At 57.9% G+C, this 17,846-nt stretch carries 10 protein-coding genes; 4 read left to right on the top strand and 6 right to left on the bottom strand.

Going from position 1 to position 17,846, the window contains the following annotated elements; all coding sequences use genetic code 11:
• Window positions 1-104: 104 nt before the first annotated feature.
• Window positions 105-1,883 carry a DUF4422 domain-containing protein gene (locus ABID12_RS17080; protein WP_354435314.1) on the bottom strand — a complete coding sequence of 593 codons (1,779 nt, stop codon included), beginning with the start codon at window positions 1,881-1,883 and terminating at the stop codon, window positions 105-107.
• A 635-nt stretch (window positions 1,884-2,518) separates the two neighbouring features.
• Between ABID12_RS17080 and rfbC the strand changes: the two genes are divergently transcribed.
• From rfbC to rfbA, 4 genes are read left to right on the top strand one after another with little or no spacing between them, the layout of a single operon-like run.
• Window positions 2,519-3,076 (top strand): dTDP-4-dehydrorhamnose 3,5-epimerase, encoded by a 558-nt coding sequence (gene rfbC, locus ABID12_RS17075; protein ID WP_354435313.1) that lies wholly within the window; start codon window positions 2,519-2,521, stop codon window positions 3,074-3,076.
• A gap of 8 nt (window positions 3,077-3,084) precedes the next feature.
• Window positions 3,085-4,128 carry a dTDP-glucose 4,6-dehydratase gene (gene rfbB, locus ABID12_RS17070; protein ID WP_354435311.1) on the top strand — a complete coding sequence of 348 codons (1,044 nt, stop codon included), beginning with the start codon at window positions 3,085-3,087 and terminating at the stop codon, window positions 4,126-4,128.
• Window positions 4,125-4,973, top strand: a complete 849-nt coding sequence (gene rfbD, locus ABID12_RS17065) for a dTDP-4-dehydrorhamnose reductase (protein ID WP_354435310.1) — start codon at window positions 4,125-4,127, stop codon at window positions 4,971-4,973. Before rfbB ends, rfbD begins: the two co-directional genes overlap by 4 nt.
• Window positions 4,970-5,866, top strand: coding sequence for a glucose-1-phosphate thymidylyltransferase RfbA (gene rfbA, locus ABID12_RS17060; RefSeq protein WP_354435308.1), 897 nt, complete (start codon window positions 4,970-4,972; stop codon window positions 5,864-5,866). The genes rfbD and rfbA overlap by 4 nt, the downstream gene beginning before the upstream one ends.
• Window positions 5,867-6,519: 653 nt before the next feature.
• On the opposite strand, the gene ABID12_RS17055 is transcribed toward rfbA, so the two are convergent.
• The 5 genes from ABID12_RS17055 to ABID12_RS17035 form a co-directional block, all read right to left on the bottom strand.
• Window positions 6,520-8,703 carry a hypothetical protein gene (locus ABID12_RS17055; protein WP_354435306.1) on the bottom strand — a complete coding sequence of 728 codons (2,184 nt, stop codon included), beginning with the start codon at window positions 8,701-8,703 and terminating at the stop codon, window positions 6,520-6,522.
• Between the two features lie 158 nt (window positions 8,704-8,861).
• On the bottom strand, window positions 8,862-10,049 hold the full coding sequence (locus ABID12_RS17050; RefSeq protein WP_354435305.1) for a VWA domain-containing protein: 1,188 nt from the start codon (window positions 10,047-10,049) through the stop codon (window positions 8,862-8,864).
• Window positions 10,046-12,643, bottom strand: coding sequence for a DUF5682 family protein (locus tag ABID12_RS17045; protein ID WP_354435303.1), 2,598 nt, complete (start codon window positions 12,641-12,643; stop codon window positions 10,046-10,048). The genes ABID12_RS17050 and ABID12_RS17045 overlap by 4 nt, the downstream gene beginning before the upstream one ends.
• A complete protein-coding gene (locus tag ABID12_RS17040; RefSeq protein ID WP_354435302.1) occupies window positions 12,640-13,794 on the bottom strand; it encodes an ATP-binding protein in 1,155 nt (384 codons plus the stop codon). The genes ABID12_RS17045 and ABID12_RS17040 overlap by 4 nt, the downstream gene beginning before the upstream one ends.
• Window positions 13,770-17,726 (bottom strand): DUF4132 domain-containing protein, encoded by a 3,957-nt coding sequence (locus ABID12_RS17035; RefSeq protein ID WP_354435300.1) that lies wholly within the window; start codon window positions 17,724-17,726, stop codon window positions 13,770-13,772. Before ABID12_RS17035 ends, ABID12_RS17040 begins: the two co-directional genes overlap by 25 nt.
• Window positions 17,727-17,846 lie beyond the last annotated feature (120 nt).

Below are 17,846 nucleotides of genomic sequence, written 5' to 3'. Positions count from 1 at the left end.
AATGAAAATGGCACTGGAAAAACAGGCCGCTTGAGGCCAGATTAAAAACCCAAGACTCTCCCGAAAAATGGAGGGAAGTCGGGTCTCAGGTCAGGGGGTACGGCCTAGCGCCCCACTTTGTTATCAAACCGGCGGTCGCGGGCACGCAGATGCCGTCGTAGCCAGTAAACAGCCCGGCGTTTCATACGGTCTGCCGCAGTCTCGGCCCATGGCGTTTCATTGCGATAATCCCAGTAGAGCTCGGTAAATGGATGCGTGCATTTAAGATGCCAGGGCTTGCGTTTGTCGGTGAAATGGACAATCGCCGGATCACTGGCCGCTTCCAGCGCTTCTTCTTCGTCATAAGATGGCTCAAGCGGATTGTCCCGGTAGATGCGCGAGCCGGCATTCCACCGCAAATGCAGCATCTTCGTATTCTCGCTGAACAGGATGTTGAGAATGTCCTGATCCTGCGAAATGATGCAGGAACCATGCTTGCGGAAGGCTGAAATAATATCTTCCTTCAACTCCATCTTCCTGAAAGATGCGACGTCAAATATCATGATTCCAGCATTAAAATAACGATGCCTGCTGCTAAGCTGCAACCTTCTGGCCTGCTGGAAACCTGCATCGTCAGGCGCGCCTGCAACGGGATGATCTTCTAAATCAGTCATCCAGAGGTCTTCCAACGGATCAACCACAACGGTATCGGCGTCAAGATAAATAGCCTTCTCTACCGTCTTTGGCAGATACTCCTGCATTACCAGCCGGTAATAGGTGGCTATGGAAACATAATCACGGTTTAAGGGCAGCCATCGCAAGTCGCTGTCATCGATATCAAGAAAATTGAGCGTTGCCCCTTCACCTTCGATCAGCGTTGTCAGTTTCCGGCGATTGTCATCTGTAATATTTCGGCCGTTCAGGACATGAAAACGGAGTTGGTCCGGCATGGATGAAGTCCTGATCGCGGACAGCATCGTGACTGCAGAATGAGGAACATAATTGTCATCTACCGCGAGAACGACTTCGATTTTACTGTCGGAAGACGTTTCCGCTAACCTTTCCCGGTGACGCTTCGTGCGGGCCTTGGCGAGCACGGCCTCCGGTGAAACAGATGGTCGGGGTCTTGTTCCCCAAGTCAGAGGTAGTTCCTTTACTTTCGCCTTGTGGACCGACTTTGCATAGGCAACATACGCATTTGTCAGATATTCTGCCAAAAAGCCCCAGGTGCGCGCCTGATAGCCATCATATCCAGCTCGATCAATCCGCTGTTCTGCCACTTCCAGCGTATCAATAAGCCAATCGGCATATTCGCGAAAAAGAGCCTTCTTCATTACAGAGATATTATTGAAAAAGACCTTCCGGCCCGTCAGAATCTGGACAAGATAAGGATAGATTTCGGGCGAACGCTCTTTGACGATCGCCTCCAAGATGTCCATGTCGCGGCCATGGTGCTGATGCGAATAAAACTCGCTGGCGGTCATCAGTACTCCCGGCATACCGGGCAGATAGATATCGCGAACCGGCGGGGTCAGGATATCGGCGCTCTCACAGGCCTTCTCGATCAGGGCATCATCCCAGCCAAAGCGCTCGAACTCGCGTTCGGTAATATCGGAAAATGTAACAGCTTTCGGCTTTTTCTCGGCGAAAACCATCAACCGCCGATAATGCATCAGCCCGTAATATTCAGCGTCGACATTATGACGCATCCAGTAAAGCGCTGTCAGTTCATTCCAGCTGACATTCTTTTCTGAAATATTCTTGCCGGTGTCGTCACCGATCGCGCCCTCGACATCATAACGCCCTAACGCTCGCCCAGCCTGCACGGGGTTGAGATACTCCGTTTTGACCAACGGTGCCGGTTTGAAATACACAACCGAGATAAAGATTTTCTTCGAAATCATAGACGCTGCACTATCGCCGAAATCTGACCGGCATCCCGTTTCCAATTGATGACGACGTTATTGCGCAAACAGCTGGCATAGTCGAGACCGTCCCGATTCCGAACGGCACCCATACAGATGATCACCAGTGGAAAAGCCTCACCGCATGATTCTGCGTGCTTTCCGGTTCTCGAAGCGCCAGCTTTATCGCGTCGCCCCTGACATCAGCGGGAATACGGTTCCAAACCGGCGATGGAGTCGATGAGCGATCCTCCAGCCCCCAACGCCAGATCGCTGAAACCGGCCACGCCAGCGCTAAAAGGTCTGCTGTGGAATGGCGAGTTGTTCCATTCTCTGCTCGGCCGCGACCTCTTTCAGGTCGCGTGTTTCCCAACGTGATGCCTTCACCTCATCCGTCTTTGCGACCTCTGCTGCATGGTCGGCCAGCCACCGCTTGCCGGCCTCGAGAAATTCCTTCGACCAAATGCAATACGTGTGTTTAGTCCCGGCATTTGATGGATTGGGCCGAGCATGAAACCCTCGGTCTCTTTTTGTCCAAACGCTGGGATCAAACCAATAGAAAAGCTTTTATTGTTCCATGTCTTTGTTTTGTATAGTAGTGCCTGAAGACCATAAAAAGCTAGGGAAACGTTGATTTGGATATCAAAAACACCGAGATCGGTGACCTGATCCTCCTAACCCCCAAGCGGTTCGGTGATGAGCGCGGGTTCTTTTCGGAAAGTTGGAACAGGAAGACGCTGGCTGATGCCGGCATCGATATTGATTTCGTGCAGGACAATCACTCGCTGTCGCGCGCGGTCGGAACTGTCCGTGGTCTTCATTTTCAGTCGCCGCCACATGCACAGGCGAAGCTGGTGCGTTGTGGGCGCGGCCGGCTTCTTGATGTCGCTGTCGATGTGCGCAAAGGCTCGCCGACATACGGTCAGTGGTTCGGCGTTGAGCTCTCTTTCGAGAATGGAAAGCAATTGTTGATTCCTGCAGGTTTTCTGCACGGTTTCATGACGCTCGAGCCTGATACAGAGATCGTTTATAAGTGTTCGGACTACTATGCGCCGGAATGCGATGGTTCCGTACGATTTGACGATCCCGATATCGGCATTGAATGGCCGCTTTCAGGCGTTGAACTCACGATTTCAGCCAAGGATCGTGAAGCACAGTCCTTCGCTGACTTCGAAAGTCCGTTTACTTACTAAGGTGATCTATGAAAATCCTTGTTACCGGCGGCGCCGGCTTTATCGGGTCAGCCGTTGTTCGTGCGGCGATTGCCAAGGGCTATAGCGTTGTTAACCTCGATGCTTTGACCTACGCTGCATGTCTCGACAACGTTGCCAGCGTGTCGGAAAGCCCGGCTTATGCATTTGAGCATGCCGATATCCGTGACCGCGCAGCACTTGACCGGATTTTTGCTGAACATCAGCCCGATGTTGTGATGCATCTTGCGGCCGAAAGCCATGTCGACCGTTCGATTGATGGACCGGGCGAATTTATCGGGACCAACATCAACGGCACCTACAATATGCTGGAAGCCGCCCGTAGCTACTGGGTTTCAAATGACAAGCCGACGGATTTCCGGTTCCATCATATTTCGACAGACGAAGTGTTCGGGTCTCTTGGGGCGACAGGTATGTTCACCGAAGATACGCCCTATGATCCGAGATCGCCATATTCTGCTTCAAAAGCGGCTTCCGATCATCTGGTGCGCGCATGGCATGAGACCTATGGTTTGCCGGTGCTGATCACCAATTGCTCGAATAATTATGGTCCATACCACTTTCCGGAAAAGCTGATCCCGGTGGTTATTTTGAATGCGCTCGCTGGAAAGCAGATCCCGATCTATGGCAAGGGTGACAATATTCGCGACTGGCTTTACGTCGAGGATCACGCTGACGCACTGCTGACAGTCGTTGAAAAAGGCAAGCCTGGCCGCAGCTATAATATTGGCGGGGAGAATGAGCGGACCAATCTGGAGCTTGTTCAAACCATTTGCAAAATTCTGGATGACAAGCGGCCTCTCGATACGGCTTCATACGCCGATCAGATCACTTTTGTGACTGACCGGCCCGGTCACGATATGCGCTATGCCATTGATCCGACACGTGTTCGAAACGAGCTCGGCTGGCGACCGTCAGTGACGGTCGAGGAGGGGTTGGATAAGACAGTGCAGTGGTATCTCGACAATGAGGACTGGTGGCGTGCACTTCAAAGCCGTTTCGGTGTTGGCGAGCGACTGGGAGTAAAGGCATGATACTGGTATTCGGTAAAACCGGGCAGGTAGCCTCGGAGCTTCAAGCGCTTGTTCCTGATGCTCGCTTTCTTTCACGCGAAGAAGCTGACCTCTCCAACCCACTGGCTTGCGGGGACCTGATCCGCGAAATCAAGCCGGAAGTGGTGATCAATGCAGCAGCTTATACGGCGGTCGATAAGGCTGAAGATGATGAAGAGCTGGCTCATGCCATCAACGGTGCCGCGCCCGGTGCGATGGCGAAAGCCTGTGCTGAATTAGGCATCCCCTTCGTTCATATATCGACGGATTATGTGTTTGACGGCGGTGGTGATCAGCCGTTTTCACCGAGCCACGCGACGAACCCGCTGGGTGCTTATGGCCGGACCAAGCTGGCGGGTGAGACGCTGATTGCCGAAGCGGGGCCGGTTTATGCAATCCTGCGCACAAGCTGGGTGTTCTCATGTTTTGGCAATAATTTCGTGAAAACGATGCTGCGTCTTTCTGAAACGCGTGACACGCTGAACATCGTCTCAGACCAGATTGGTGGCCCGACATCGGCGCACTCAATCGCCGTTGCTGCCATGACCATGGCTCGCCAGCTGATCAATGCACCTGAGAAGGCGGGCATCTATCATTTTTCCGGAAGGCCAGATGTAAGCTGGGCTGATTTTGCAAGAGCGATCTTTGTCGAGGCCGGCAAAGAGATGACGTTCAATGATATTCCGTCTGTTGAGTATCCAACGCCGGCAGCGCGCCCGATGAACTCAAGGCTTGATTGCGCCACACTTGCCGAATTCGGGTTGTCTCGGCCGGATTGGCGCGCAGATCTCAAAGATGTTCTGACCAAGCTGGGAGCAAAAGCATGACTGCACGCAAAGGCATTATTCTGGCCGGTGGCTCCGGCACCCGGCTTTATCCGCTAACGCTTGCGACTTCCAAGCAGCTCATGCCGGTTTATGACAAGCCGATGATTTACTATCCGCTTTCTGTCCTGATGCTGAGCGGCATTCGGGAAATCGCGATTATCACCACGCCTGGAGATCAGGCTCAGTTCAGGCAGCTTTTGGGGGATGGCAGCCAGTGGGGACTATCGCTTACCTATATCGTTCAGCCTTCGCCGGATGGACTGGCGCAAGCTTACATTTTGGCCGAAGACTTCTTGAACGGCGCACCATCAGCCATGATCCTTGGCGATAATATTTACTTCGGACATGGCCTTCCGGAGATGTTGGCAAAAGCCGATCAGAAGGAAAGTGGCGGAACGGTCTTTGGCTATTATGTTGCTGACCCGGAACGCTATGGTGTCGTTGCTTTCGATAAGGCAGGAAAAGTCAGCGAGATCGTTGAAAAGCCCGAAAAACCGCCATCGCATTATGCCGTAACCGGGCTTTACTTCCTTGATGGCGAAGCCCCGAAACGTGCAAAAGAGGTTAAGCCTTCAGCGCGGGGGGAGCTGGAAATCGTAACTCTGCTGGAAAGCTATCTTCATGATGGCAACCTCAACGTTGAGCGGATGGGACGTGGTTATGCCTGGCTGGACACCGGCACGCATTCAAGCCTTCTGGATGCGGGCAATTTCGTGCGAACGCTTTCGGTTCGGCAGGGCATGCAGTCCGGTTGCCCGGAAGAAATCGCATATCGTCATGGCTGGATTGATGCGGATCAGCTCAGAAATCATGCTGAGAGGTTCAAAAAGACAGCCTATGGTGCGTTCCTCTTCGATCTCCTCGAAGCATCGCCTGAATACCCGATGGGATGACGCCTCTCTCCGATCGAATGCCATCTGTCATAAAAGGAAAATCTCAGGAGCAGGGGCGTGTTTGGACGTCAAACGTGCCCCGGTTTCTGAGCACAGATATGTCTCACATAAATGTTGAACAAAAATCTTATGCCATTGATTTCTTATTGGCTTCAATCGCTTTCGGGTGAGGGGAGCGTGGTTCGAATCCATGTTACCCAGCCAAATCAATCTTCAAGTCATTGAAATTAAAAATAGTTTTATATGTTTCCCTGAGAAAACACACCGCAGTGTCACACATGACTGTATTACAAACGGTATCAGATTGCTTCAGATAAGGTTGAAGCCGATGCCGATGATCGCCCATGTTTTCCACCAAGGTGCCGTATACACCTGGCGCCGTCGCCACTCAACCCTAGGATGGAAAAGTCCCTTGGCTTTCGAGCGAAAGGTAGCTTAAGTGAGAAATCGGAGCGGCACAAATACGCGACAGGTCCAATCGATAAACTAGACGAGCTATTATCCTCCTGATAACCGGCCCCCGGTCTGTCCATAATCATTCGACGACGGACATCGACAGGACCCAAACACCGCTTACGATAGGTCACATCATTACCCGTCTTCCTCATTAGCGTTCTCACATGCGGATGCCCGGCGAGAATGCTGCTCTTCAATCACAGATTTTGAGGGTGAACGGTGAGAGATGGCAGCGTGGGGGTGAGGTCACGCAAGCTCGAGGCGAGATAGACGAATTGCAGAAGTGCAGCCGGACGGTCTGCTTCGAGCGAGTTCACAAGTCGTCGGAGCGCGTCTGAAAGTGGCGCAAGCCCGGCCTTGTCGAGACGGGCGCCCGCTGTTTCGAGTCTGGCCATTCGACGGTGATCTGCCATGCGCCCGCCCAGTTCAGCGAGAGCCAGAGCATCGTCAATCGCAGTTTTGATCCACTGATCCGTGAGGTTTTGACCACCGTTGTATCGTTTGTAGACAAGCGCCTTCCCGCCACGCTGCAGCCCTTCCACAAGCTGGTCCAACACGGTCCGGTCACCTGTACTGTCAGAGCTTCCGCTATTCGATGGCAGTATGTCGAACAGAACGAGTTCATCAAACCTGATGGCATCCGACTTGTTCTTCTGACCGATAAACTTGCGCCCGAACGTTGCCAGTCGGTCTGAAACGCTTTCCTCTTTGGGAGCGCGGGCGAGAAGCCCGAGTGGTGTCAATCGGGTGTTTCCTTCGGCCGCCGTCACATTCACGGCAATGGCACTGCTGGCGGCTTGCTCACGCACCAAGGTGATATATTCAAGTGCACGAAGCATTGCTTGTTCGCTGCCCGACACAGTCAGCTCCACCCAAAAGCCTTTATCGTCGCACACCGGAATGGCCAGTTCCTGCGCGAGGGGGTCGAACCAAGGCTTGCCGATTGTCTCCACATCGATGAATGCGGCAATGGGGCCTTGTCGATCCGGGTGGGCAGCAGATGCTACGAGCGCGGCAAGACTGGAAAAATCTTGCAGCAACCCCGTTTTTTGCGTCGCCTCTTCCTGCCTTCCTTCCGCAACGTCATCGGTCTCGCGCGAAATAACGCCTGCGATCGTCTGATCGAGCTTCACAGCACTGCCGTGATTGCCGACGGAAAGCCGCCCTTCGGAACTGCAGCGGGCACCGCTAAGCCTGAAAACCGACGTGGCGAGTGCGGCGAGTGAATGTCCGAAGACCTGTTCGCTTTGCGCTGCGGATGTCGGGTCAAAGCCGGGGTCCTGACCCGCTGCGCGGGCGAGCGTGATCGTGTAAATCACCGGGGCGGCGTCAGCGCCGTTATCGAGAGAACGAAAATAGGCCGTCACGCCGCGGGCGCCGGTGTCCGTTCGCCAGATCGAAAGCCCGTGGCCTGCGAGGATCCGGTCGTCCAAAGGTTCCAGCTTCGCCCGCACTTCGCCGCGCAACTGGACATCATCCGGATGCGACGTCAAAGCGGTCGCCAAGGCATAGGCCTCGGCGATATTCTCCAGAACCGCCAAGGGCGCTGCACCCAACTCACCCTTGTCAGCCTTGCGGCGTATCTGACCGGCAACCTGAAGGACCGCGCGGGAGAGACGCGGCAGGGCGTCGGCGCGCGACGAAAGCGCAAGATCGAAAAGCCGGTCGGCAAGCGCTTCCGATGGCGTGGACAGACCAAACCGGGCTGCATTTTCCAGAGCATCGCGGACCTGATTGAGAAAGCCTGCATCGCTCGCCTCAACGGCCGTTCCCGTGCTCTTGTCCGCCGCCGCCCGCTGGAACGGTGCCTCCGGTTCGGCCCCGGTTTGCCGTCGCAGAGCAAGAAAGGCTGCGGCATGGCGAACCTTCGTAGCGCGGATACCCGGATCGCCTTTCGAAATCATCGCCTGCGGTCCGCCCCCGGCGATATAGTGCACGCCTGGTTCGCCCGGCACATCTATCAACGCCTTGCGCTCTTCAAAACGAATGGTTGGCTCCTTGCCTGTTTCGGACAGCGCGGCAAGAAGCGTTTCGGCATCGCGCAGCACGGCACGGCCGAAGAACCTGGAAAGCTGTGATGAGCGGAGTTCAGCAACTTCCGCTGCAATCGCCGTTTCACCGGTCCTGTCAGGGGCCATATCCGGCTCGGACGGGGCGACGATGCCGGTTTCGTTCCCGGCTGGCGCGGTTTCCTGAATAACGGGTTCCACACCCGTATTTGGAGCCACGTCATCGGGAGCGCTCGCTCTGACGGCCAGGATGCCGGAGAGGATATGGCGGCAGATACCGGTCGCGCTACAGCTACAGCTTGCGCCGTTGAGCCCTTGGGCGACAAGCCGTTCATCCTCAAAACGGACGGTCTCGCCATCGACGGCGAGCATGATTTCGGTTGAACTTTCTCCTTCAAGATCGACCTTGCCCGATTCACAATCGCGCGCTGCCCGGCGAAGAAGACCGCGCGATGTCGCCGCCTCCAGGGCAGCGTCGTCGAACAGGGTGAGGCGTGCGCGTATCGATGAGGGGCGGTGGGCAATGTCAGTCATCGCATTGTCTCGGATACCCAGTCGGCCAGACGGTCGGGCGTTAATGCGGAAACCGGCATGCCGGCATCGGCCAGACGTTCGGCCATGTTGCGGTCAAAGTCCGCCCGCCCGGTTTCATCAAGCGCTGCAACACCCAGAAGCCGCGTTCGGGCCCCGGCCATGCGGCGTATGGCGGCAAGCAGCGGTCCCGGCGCTGCACCTTCGTAAAAGTCGCTGACAAGAATGAAAAGCGTGCGGGCCGGCACCTTGATCAGCCGGTTTTCACAATAGGTAACGGCATTGCCAATATTGGTCCCGCCGCCGAGCTGCACGGCCAGAAGCAATTCGACCGGATCCCCCACCTGATCCGACAGGTCGACGATCGAGGTGTCGAAGGCAACGAAACGAACCGTCACGCCGGGCAGGCTGGCAAAGATTGTCGCCATCACGGCAGCGTGGATCAACGAAGGCGCCATGGAGCCAGATTGATCGACGCACAACACAATGTCCCAAGGCATGGTGCGTCTGCGGCGCTCGTAAAAGCGCACCTTGTCGACGATCAGCTTCTTCCGTTCGGGGTCGTAATTTTTCAGATTGGCCCGAATGGTTCTGTCCCAGGCAATATCGCGCACCGAACCCTTGCGGGACGTTGTCGAGGCGCGTGCCCGCGCACCGGTCAGCGCCGGAAGGGTTTTCGTCCTGAGACGCTTCAAAAGATCCTCGACGACACGCCGGGCAATCGCCCGCAGAAGCGTTGCCGCCGCAGGATCGGCACGGTTTTTCAAGGAGAGCATCGCTGCCAGAAGCTCCGGTTTTGGCTCGATCTCTTCAAGAGCCTGTGCGTCCTCGAGAAGTTCGGTCATGCCGAACGCCTCCAATGCGTGGCCCTGAACATCTTCACGGACGGATTGCGGAAAAATATCACGCATTTCGCCAAGCCATTCCGGTAGCGTCATCTGTGTCGGCTCGAGGCCCGCCGAACGCTTTTTGCCACGGCTGCGGCCGCTTTCAAGGTCAAGCGTCAACCCCCGCTGACGATATGCACGGCCATAGACGTGATCGAGGGCGTGATCCATCCGCGCGTCGCTGCCGGTAAGGCATGCCCCGCCGCCCATGCAGGTGCTCAGTTGATTTTCCGAGAAGCGGCCAAGGGCAAGTCGCCAGCGGCGCAGGCTATGCTGTGTGTCATCCGGTCTTTCGGTCATTTTCCTGTCTCCGGTTCAATTCCGGCATGGACCCAATTGCCGAGGCCGCGTGCTTCCATCAGCTTCGTGAGCGCATTCGCGCGTTCGATATTGCCGAGCAGCTCCCGTTCGTCGAGACCGTTCATCTCAAGATCGAGCGGGCTGGACGACGACTTCAATGTCGCGATCTGTTCGGCGAGCGCATCGACTTCATCCGGGTTCAGCACGCTCAATGTCTTGCGCAGCGCCGGGAGAATTGAAACAAACGCGTCTTCACTGGATCGGGCCAGGAAATCGTCGACCACGGCCAGAACCTCTTCCGACCGGCGCAGCAGGACCGACGAGACGGCCAGCGCGCCGGCAAACGGACCGCAGCGTTCATCCGGGGAAAGGGTGGTCGCATCGAAGCCCTGACGGATCGCATCGGCGACATCGCGCTCCGAGCGCCAGCCCGAAAGATAACCGATCGCGGCCAGGACGCCGGAAAGCGGCCCGCCCGGCACGGCAGCGGCCAGAGCGCGAAGTCTTTCCTCCAGAACAACCGGATCCAGGCGGGGAGCGGCCAAAGCGCCGGACTTGTTTTCACCTGCCGAAGGTCCTTCCGTCCGTGCGTCAATGGTAAACCGTTCGGTGAGGTGGTAGAGATCGGCGAGCGCCCGGCTGTTTGAAGCCATGGCATCCTCGCCGGCCTCGGCAAGCATCGGGATGAGATCAAGGGCGCGGCGATAGGCGGTTTCAAGCAGCGGACCGAGAGCCGCGGTTCGCTCCAGGCCAAGCACCCGGCGGCCGCGCCACAGGCCTTCAAGGCGGGTGAGCGTGCGCACCAGCCGGGAAAATTCTGCATCTTTGGTCAACGCTCTGGTCAGATGCGGAACAATATCCGCAGCATGCGACAGAACCCCGGCCTTGGCCGCATCGCCAAGGAGGAACACCGCCGCTTCGGAATCATCGCCGCGTCCGGTATCCTCAAGCGAGGTTATGGCATCGCGCAGCACAAAAACGCAGGCCGCCTCCAGTGTATCTCCGGTCGCGGCAAGTGCTGCCAGCCGTGCCTCCACAGAGGGCAGCCACGCATAGGACCAGACCTCGAAGAGTATGGGTTTCATGCCGTTGGCCGCCGAAAAATCCGGTCCCCGCTTCAGCGTTGCAAAGCCTGTTGAAAGAAGCGCCATGGCATGGGCAAACCGGCTGGCTGCGCGGTGGCGCGGCTTTCGATGAATATCGAGCTCGCGTGTTCTCACCGAAGGGTCTTCGATTGTGAAGCGCAGCGCCTCGGCCCGTTTTCGCGCGGCGGCAAGAAGCGGCGGCGCTCCGGCTTCTTTGGGAACCGTTCCAACGCCGGAACCCGTCATCAGTTCGTGAAGCGTTTCCAGGACGGGCGAGCCATAGATGAGATCCTCGTCTTTCAGAAGACAGGAGCGCGCCGCATCCAGTATCTCGAAACGTCCCGGCCCCGGCAGGTCGCGGAGCGTCGCCAGGGCCTCGGCGTGGCGGACCGCTTCCCTCAGGCTTGGCAAGGCCGGCGGCAATGCCGTTTCCTTGCGGCGCAGAGCCTCCGACAGGTCCAGGAAGGTTTCCACGGCAAGGCGCGAGGCAACGTCTTTCGAGGAAAGACCATCCCCCTCGGCCATGGTGAACAGCCGTGCGTAATGGCGTGGGCTCGGCATGCCGCTGGCATAGCCGTTCAGCCGGTCCAGGGCGGCCTCGGTATAGCGCACGACATAGGAGCGGGCGGCGCTCTTCGTCTTTGTCCGGAGCGTGTCATCCGTTGTTTTTGAGCGTTGCGACGGATCGACAAGCGCCGGTGTGTGAAAGCCGCCGAAGATCGCCGCAACCGGGCGTTCGCCTGCCTTTTCCTTTGCCTTGGCAAGAACGCTTCGCATCATTTTTTCGCGCGCAATAGTGCCGTCTTCGACGATCTGGCGCGCAGATGTCGTTTCGCGGCAGAGCAGGCAGTCCCGGCCGACATCGGCGAAGAAGGAGCGCCAGTCTCCATCGCCCAACCGCGCCTCGAAAAGCCGATCCCAGACTTCATTGTAATCCCGCGCCCCGATCCTTCGAACAAGGCCCCGGGCGTAGTCCGAATAGGTTATCGACTGATCGTCGGCGAGAACCCGTGGCGCAAGGCGCGGCGTTTCTCCGTTGTCTTCCTCCGCATCGCCCTGACTGGCAAGCCGTGTGCCGCTTGGCAGGTCGGCAAGATGCAGCGTCGCGCCAGTCTCGGCGGCAGCCTTCAGCGCCACCCATTCCGGCGCGCTGGCCGAAATCGGCCAGTAGCCGACGACTGCCGGTGTAAACCGGTCCTGACTGTCACGATCCATGACCGACACAATGGCTGCCGGCGGTTCCGTCTCCGGGTGTAGAAGAAGCGGCACCAGAGGTTCGAAGTCGGCAGGCATTTCGACGACGATAGCCGCGGGCTTTAACTCTTCAAGTGCGTATTTCAGATGAAGCGCGCAGGCCGGGCTGTGGTGTCGGATCGGAAAATGAAAGACCCCGTCGACGCCGGCAACGAGCCGTTCTCCATACGCCTGCAGCCGCTGTCGCAGTTCATCGGCATTCTCCTGCCTGCCGGATGCGGCGTCTGTTTCCTGACTTGATGGCGCCTGGCTCACCGGCTCCCGCCCTGTCGTTCGCCCTGTCGTCCGATGGTGTGCGCGATCTCGTAAAACTCGCGCCACGCCTTGCTGGACCGGGCCCGATCCTTGACGACATGATCGACATAAGACTGGAATTTGCGAATATCAGCCTCGTCGTCCTTCAGGACAACGCCGGCCATCTGCCGCGCCATATGCGCGCCGGTCACCTGCCCGTCCGACAGATAGGCGGCTTCAAGGCTTGCCGAATGCGCAACATTGACGGCCTCGGCCGTCGACATGACCGCCGTTGGCTTGTCCAGGGCAACGCCTTCCGCCGTCTTGCCCGAGCGCAGATCCGAGAAGACGGCGACCAGCACGTCAAGAACGTCATCCGACAGGCGAGGTTCGACGCCCTGACCGACCAACCGGGCCGCGACGCGCTGCCCGATCAGCTCGCGCTCGAAGCCGCGATCGGCGATCGGCAGCACGGTTTCGAAATTGAACCGGCGTTTGATGGCGCTCGACATTTCATTGACGCCACGGTCACGCAGGTTGGCTGTGCCAATGACGTTGAAGCCGGGGGCCGCGCGCACCGCCGTTTGCCGTCCCAGTTCGGCAATCGCAATGGTCTTTTCCGAAAGGATGGATATCAGCCCGTCCTGAATTTCCGGCGGACAACGGGTAATTTCCTCGACGCGCACGATCTGCCCGGCCTCCATTGCCTGCATCACGGGTGAGGGAACGAGCGCGCGGCGACTGGGCCCTTCAGCGATCAGGAGAGCATAGTTCCAGCCGTAGCGGATCGTATCTTCGGACGTGGAGGCCGAGCCTTGAATCAAAAGATCGGAAGCCCCCGAAATCGCGGCGGAAAAGAGTTCGCCCAGCATGGACTTGGCTGTTCCGGGCTCACCGACGAGCATCAGTCCCTGTTCGCCCATCAGTGAAACGATAGCCCGCTCGACCAGCGCGTCATCGCCGTAAAACTTGCGCGCGATGCCGAGCGCTTCGTCGCCGAGCACGAAACGGCGGACGGCCTTTGGCGAAAGACGCCAACCGGGGGGACGCGGGCCGCTATCAGCCTCCGCGAGACGCTCCAGCTCCTCGCGATGGAGGGTTTCGGCGGGTTGACGCAGCACAGCGTCCTCGGCGTTTTCATCCATCGTCAGCACCACGTCTTCTTCTGCCATTCAGGGTCATACCCGATCCCGGCCGCCGCCATTGCGTGATAATCGCCAATCGCTTCGGCAAGCATCACCTTTGGCAGTGAATTCAGGGGAAGCGGCTTGGAGTAGGCGAGAGCCTCATTGCCCCGCATGCGCACGAAATTGAGATTTTCGAGCGCCGTCAGGCTTGTCAGAGCAATGGCATCGCCAACGGGATCGCCGGTAAAATTCACCACCGCGGCGAGTTTTGCGCCCGGAAAGTGACGCTCATAGCTGGAAAAAACACCGCCATCTTCGACAGATCCGCGCCGCCAGCCAAGCTTGTCGGCGGTCGATCGCAGGGCCGAAAGCGAGATCAGCCAGCCTTCGCGGTCCTTTATTTCCGTTGCCTTGCCGTCGGCGATCTCCACATTGCGGGAAAACTGATCGAAAAGCGGCGCAATCTCGTAGTCGCGGAAATGCTCGCTCCAGGCGCTTGCCGCATCTTCGCCTGCTGTCATGCGATGGGCGATGGAAACCTGGTTGACCGTGTCGAGTTGAACGGCGTCGTCTTCGACATCCGTCAGCGTGCCATCGTCCATCGGGCGGAACAGGCACAGGATTTCGCCTTTCGCATCGCGGCCCTCGAAAACAAGGTGCTGGGCGAGGCGGTTCATGATCGGATGACCGAGTACGAAAGACTCGAAGTCGTCGCGCGTCCAGCGCCGCTCGGTGCACATCGCTTCAAAAAGACGCGCTTTCTGGTTTTCGACGGTCTGTTTCAGCTCCTTGCGCGCGTCCGACAGAAGCTTCCTGGCGGCCTTGGCCTGGGTCGCCTCGTCCTCTTCGCCTTCCGCTGCGGGAGGGGCGTCCGGATCGGGCTTGATCATCGGCAGGGAACTGACCGGCTTGCCTTGCGGGTTGAGCAATTGCAGTTTGAGCGTCAGTTTCTCATCCTCGACAAGGCGGGCCGCATAGGCCTTCTCGCCGATGGAAAGATCGAGAAGACCGGCGTCGTCAACCCCTGCGGTCGGTACCACGCGGTCCGCCATCTCCTCACGTGTCCAGTCGTTTTCCTCCGCGATCCGGTCGACAAGTTCGCCGGCAAGCCTGCGCCCGCCCGGCTGCTTGTGGCGCTTGGAGACATCAAGAAGCGCCTGAATGACGACCGGCTGGGGATTGGCGGCCATGGCTTCGAGAATGGCCCGGCTTTGCGGCGCGCGCTTGCCATAATCCTTGAGATAGCGGCGTCCCACGCGCGCCATCTCCGCCGCCGGCATGAAGGCGCAAAGCGCCAGAAGTCCGCGATGCGGCTGCGCCGAGTTCGGCAGGCGCGCCAGAACCTCCCGCCGGATTTCGGCATAGGCCATGGCTTCCGTGAAGTCAGGGTTGTATTTCTTCCGCCAGTTCGCGACCTGTGCTGCATTCGCGGCCGCCTCGGCATCGGCCTCCTCGCTGGAGAAGTGCACCGTATCGAAAGCAATCCAGGCGTTGAAGATTGTCTGGCCAAGGGTTTCGGCGTCTTTACGTTTCAGCTTCTCCAACGCCATTCTGAGCAGCGGATCGCCGCCGGGCGCTTTCAGCTTGTGCGCGCGTGCGAACCACCATTTGACAATCGTCTCGTCGACCTGTTCGCCGCTTTCCCAATGGAGAACCGGCAGATTGTCGGCGTCGAAGAGGTCCGAATAGTCGGCCCTGGTCTTTGCGAGCCCTTTTTCGGCCTCGTCTTTCAATGTCTCCCGCGAGAAGAAATGGGAAACATCCTGGCCGAGCTGCGTCAGCGCTTTCAGGATTGCCGCCTTCGTCGCGACATCCTTCTCCTTCTTCGCAGCCTCCAGCAAAGGCGCGACAGCATCCTGACTGCCGCGTTCGGCCAGCCACTGCGCGGCATCGCCACGCGCTTTCGCTTTGCCGTCCGTCAACCCCTGGGCAATGATCGGGGTGATGCCGTCGACGGGTGCGAGAAGAGCGCGGCAGTCCGCTTTCATGTAGCGATCGCCTTCATAAGCGCGGGTCAGAACCGGGTTGAGGAAGCGGCCGGGCAGTTCCGGAAAGACCCACAGCATTGTAATGGCATTGTCCTCACAGCGTTGGCCGCGGCCGCGATGAAACTGCTTCTCGATGACATCCAGATAGGGAAGCAGTGCCATCCACGCTGAAGCATTGGCAATATCCCAAGAGCCGCCCATATAATACTCGTCGAAAGCTTTTTGCAGGCGCTCTTCGATATCAACGCCGCACCGTTGAAGTTCAGCGAGAACGCGGCGCAGGTCTTCACCCTTGCGCAGCCTGTCCACGCGGGCAAGGGTAGCGTGTGATAAATTGTCCCTTTCGTGGAATGCGGATCCGATGAAATCAGAATAAAAGCCCCAATTCCGATCGGCGGCCAGGACTATTCGTGTAAGGGTCTCCAGCGTCACGTCGGGTCGCGCTAAAATCCGTTTGATACCCGCGTCATACTGCTCTCTTGCCTTGCGATATACCCAACGGACAGGGTAGGTGAAAAGAGATGCAGCCTTTCGGCGCGCCTCTTGGTCGAGGGGCTCATCCCGAAGAAGCGCCATCATCTTGTCGGCGGCTCCGGCGGGGAAGGGGGCATCGAATGGCTCTTTCTTTATGTCGTCGCGCTCCGACCGCTCGACCCATTCGGCGTGGTCGATTTTCGCCTGTGCGGTTGTGGCGGCAATCAAATCGGCCAGTTCGGCCCGAACCTCCTCGGCCACCAGAGTCTCGTCCCGCGGTTGAGGTGGTTCAGTCGGGATCAGCCGACCGTCATAGGTGTAATAGCCTTCAGGCCCGTCTTCCGGGCGCGTCGCGCCGGCAGTGTCAGGAGTGGCGACAGCAAGCGTTTCGTCCAGGACAAGCGCCGCTTCGATTTCCTTCTTCAATGCCTTCGCGGTTTCGTTTGGTGCATGTTCACGCAGGATACGCAGCGATTCCGGGTCGCCGAATGCGCAAAGGATCATGATCGCAGGCTTGCGGTCTGCCGCTGCCTTCGCGCCCAAAGCGGTTTCAATAAGAGGCTTGAGCGGCTCGACGCCGCCACTGCGTAGCAGGGCGATTGCGGACGTGCTCACTTTGCGGGAACCATCGCCGGCGGCACGGAATGCGATTTCGCGATAGGCCGGTCCGGCCTTTTCATCGCTCAACAAATCGCGTTCGAGCGCCAGGCGCAACATATCCTGTCGTGCCTTGGCGTCCAGCCAGTCGAGCGCGGCGTCAAAATGCTGCGGTTCTGCAAGCATGAAATCATTCAGATCGTTCAGGTACTGCCAGTCGGTTCTCCCGCTGTAGCGCAGTTCGCCATTCGGATAGAGCAACTGGTAGAGCTGATCCCGCGATGCGCCGGTCATGGCAAAAAGCTCCGCCAGTCGCTCTATCGATTGGGTGGACGAGCCGAAGTTCTCAACTGGATTTCGGGTACGCTCATTGTCGGGCGAGAGAAGTTCGCTTACGTCAGCGGAGAGAATGAAGGAGTGGCTCTCACGCAGATAGACACTCAGCCAATCCACCAGACCTGCTATTTCGTAGTAGCCATAACCCCAACTTCGATTGGGCACGACTTCATAAAGCACGTGCGCAAAACGTTGCATGGCAGGCGCATCCCAACCTTCGGCAAGAACGAGCAAATGCGCACGCGGCAAGGCCCGCGCTTTCCAGGCGGCTTCGTTTTTTCGCGCTTCGGCAGAAGATGGGTTCGAACTATACGGGGAGTAAGGAAGCACATTCAGTGCCTGAAAGACCGCTTCTTTGTTTGCCTGGACGTGCGACTTCAAACGCAAGAGCGCCGTTTCCGGCGCGCCCAGCACCACATAACGCGCCAGATCATAGCCAAGCCCCGGTTCAAGCGCATTGGCGTGACGCATGTCCTCAATGATCGCGGCTTTGTCGACTTCAGTGAGATTGCCCGGAGCCTCGCGGACATCCCGCAATTGTTTCTGGGAAGGCTCGAAGAAGGACCGAATTTTTTTAAACACCGGAAGATCCTATGAATGCGGGAAAACTACAGGATGATACGTTGACGCTTTGGCTGAGCTAGGCGCCAAGATTGGCGAAATTGGGTTGCTGGACGGTCATGTGAAGCGGCTCGGATTGTT

The organism is Martelella mangrovi (assembly GCF_040545495.1).
GTDB classification, from domain to species: Bacteria; Pseudomonadota; Alphaproteobacteria; order Rhizobiales; family Rhizobiaceae; genus Martelella; species Martelella mangrovi.
The sequence above is the reverse complement of the archived record's forward strand: the minus strand, read 5'-3'. Positions and strand labels throughout refer to the sequence as shown.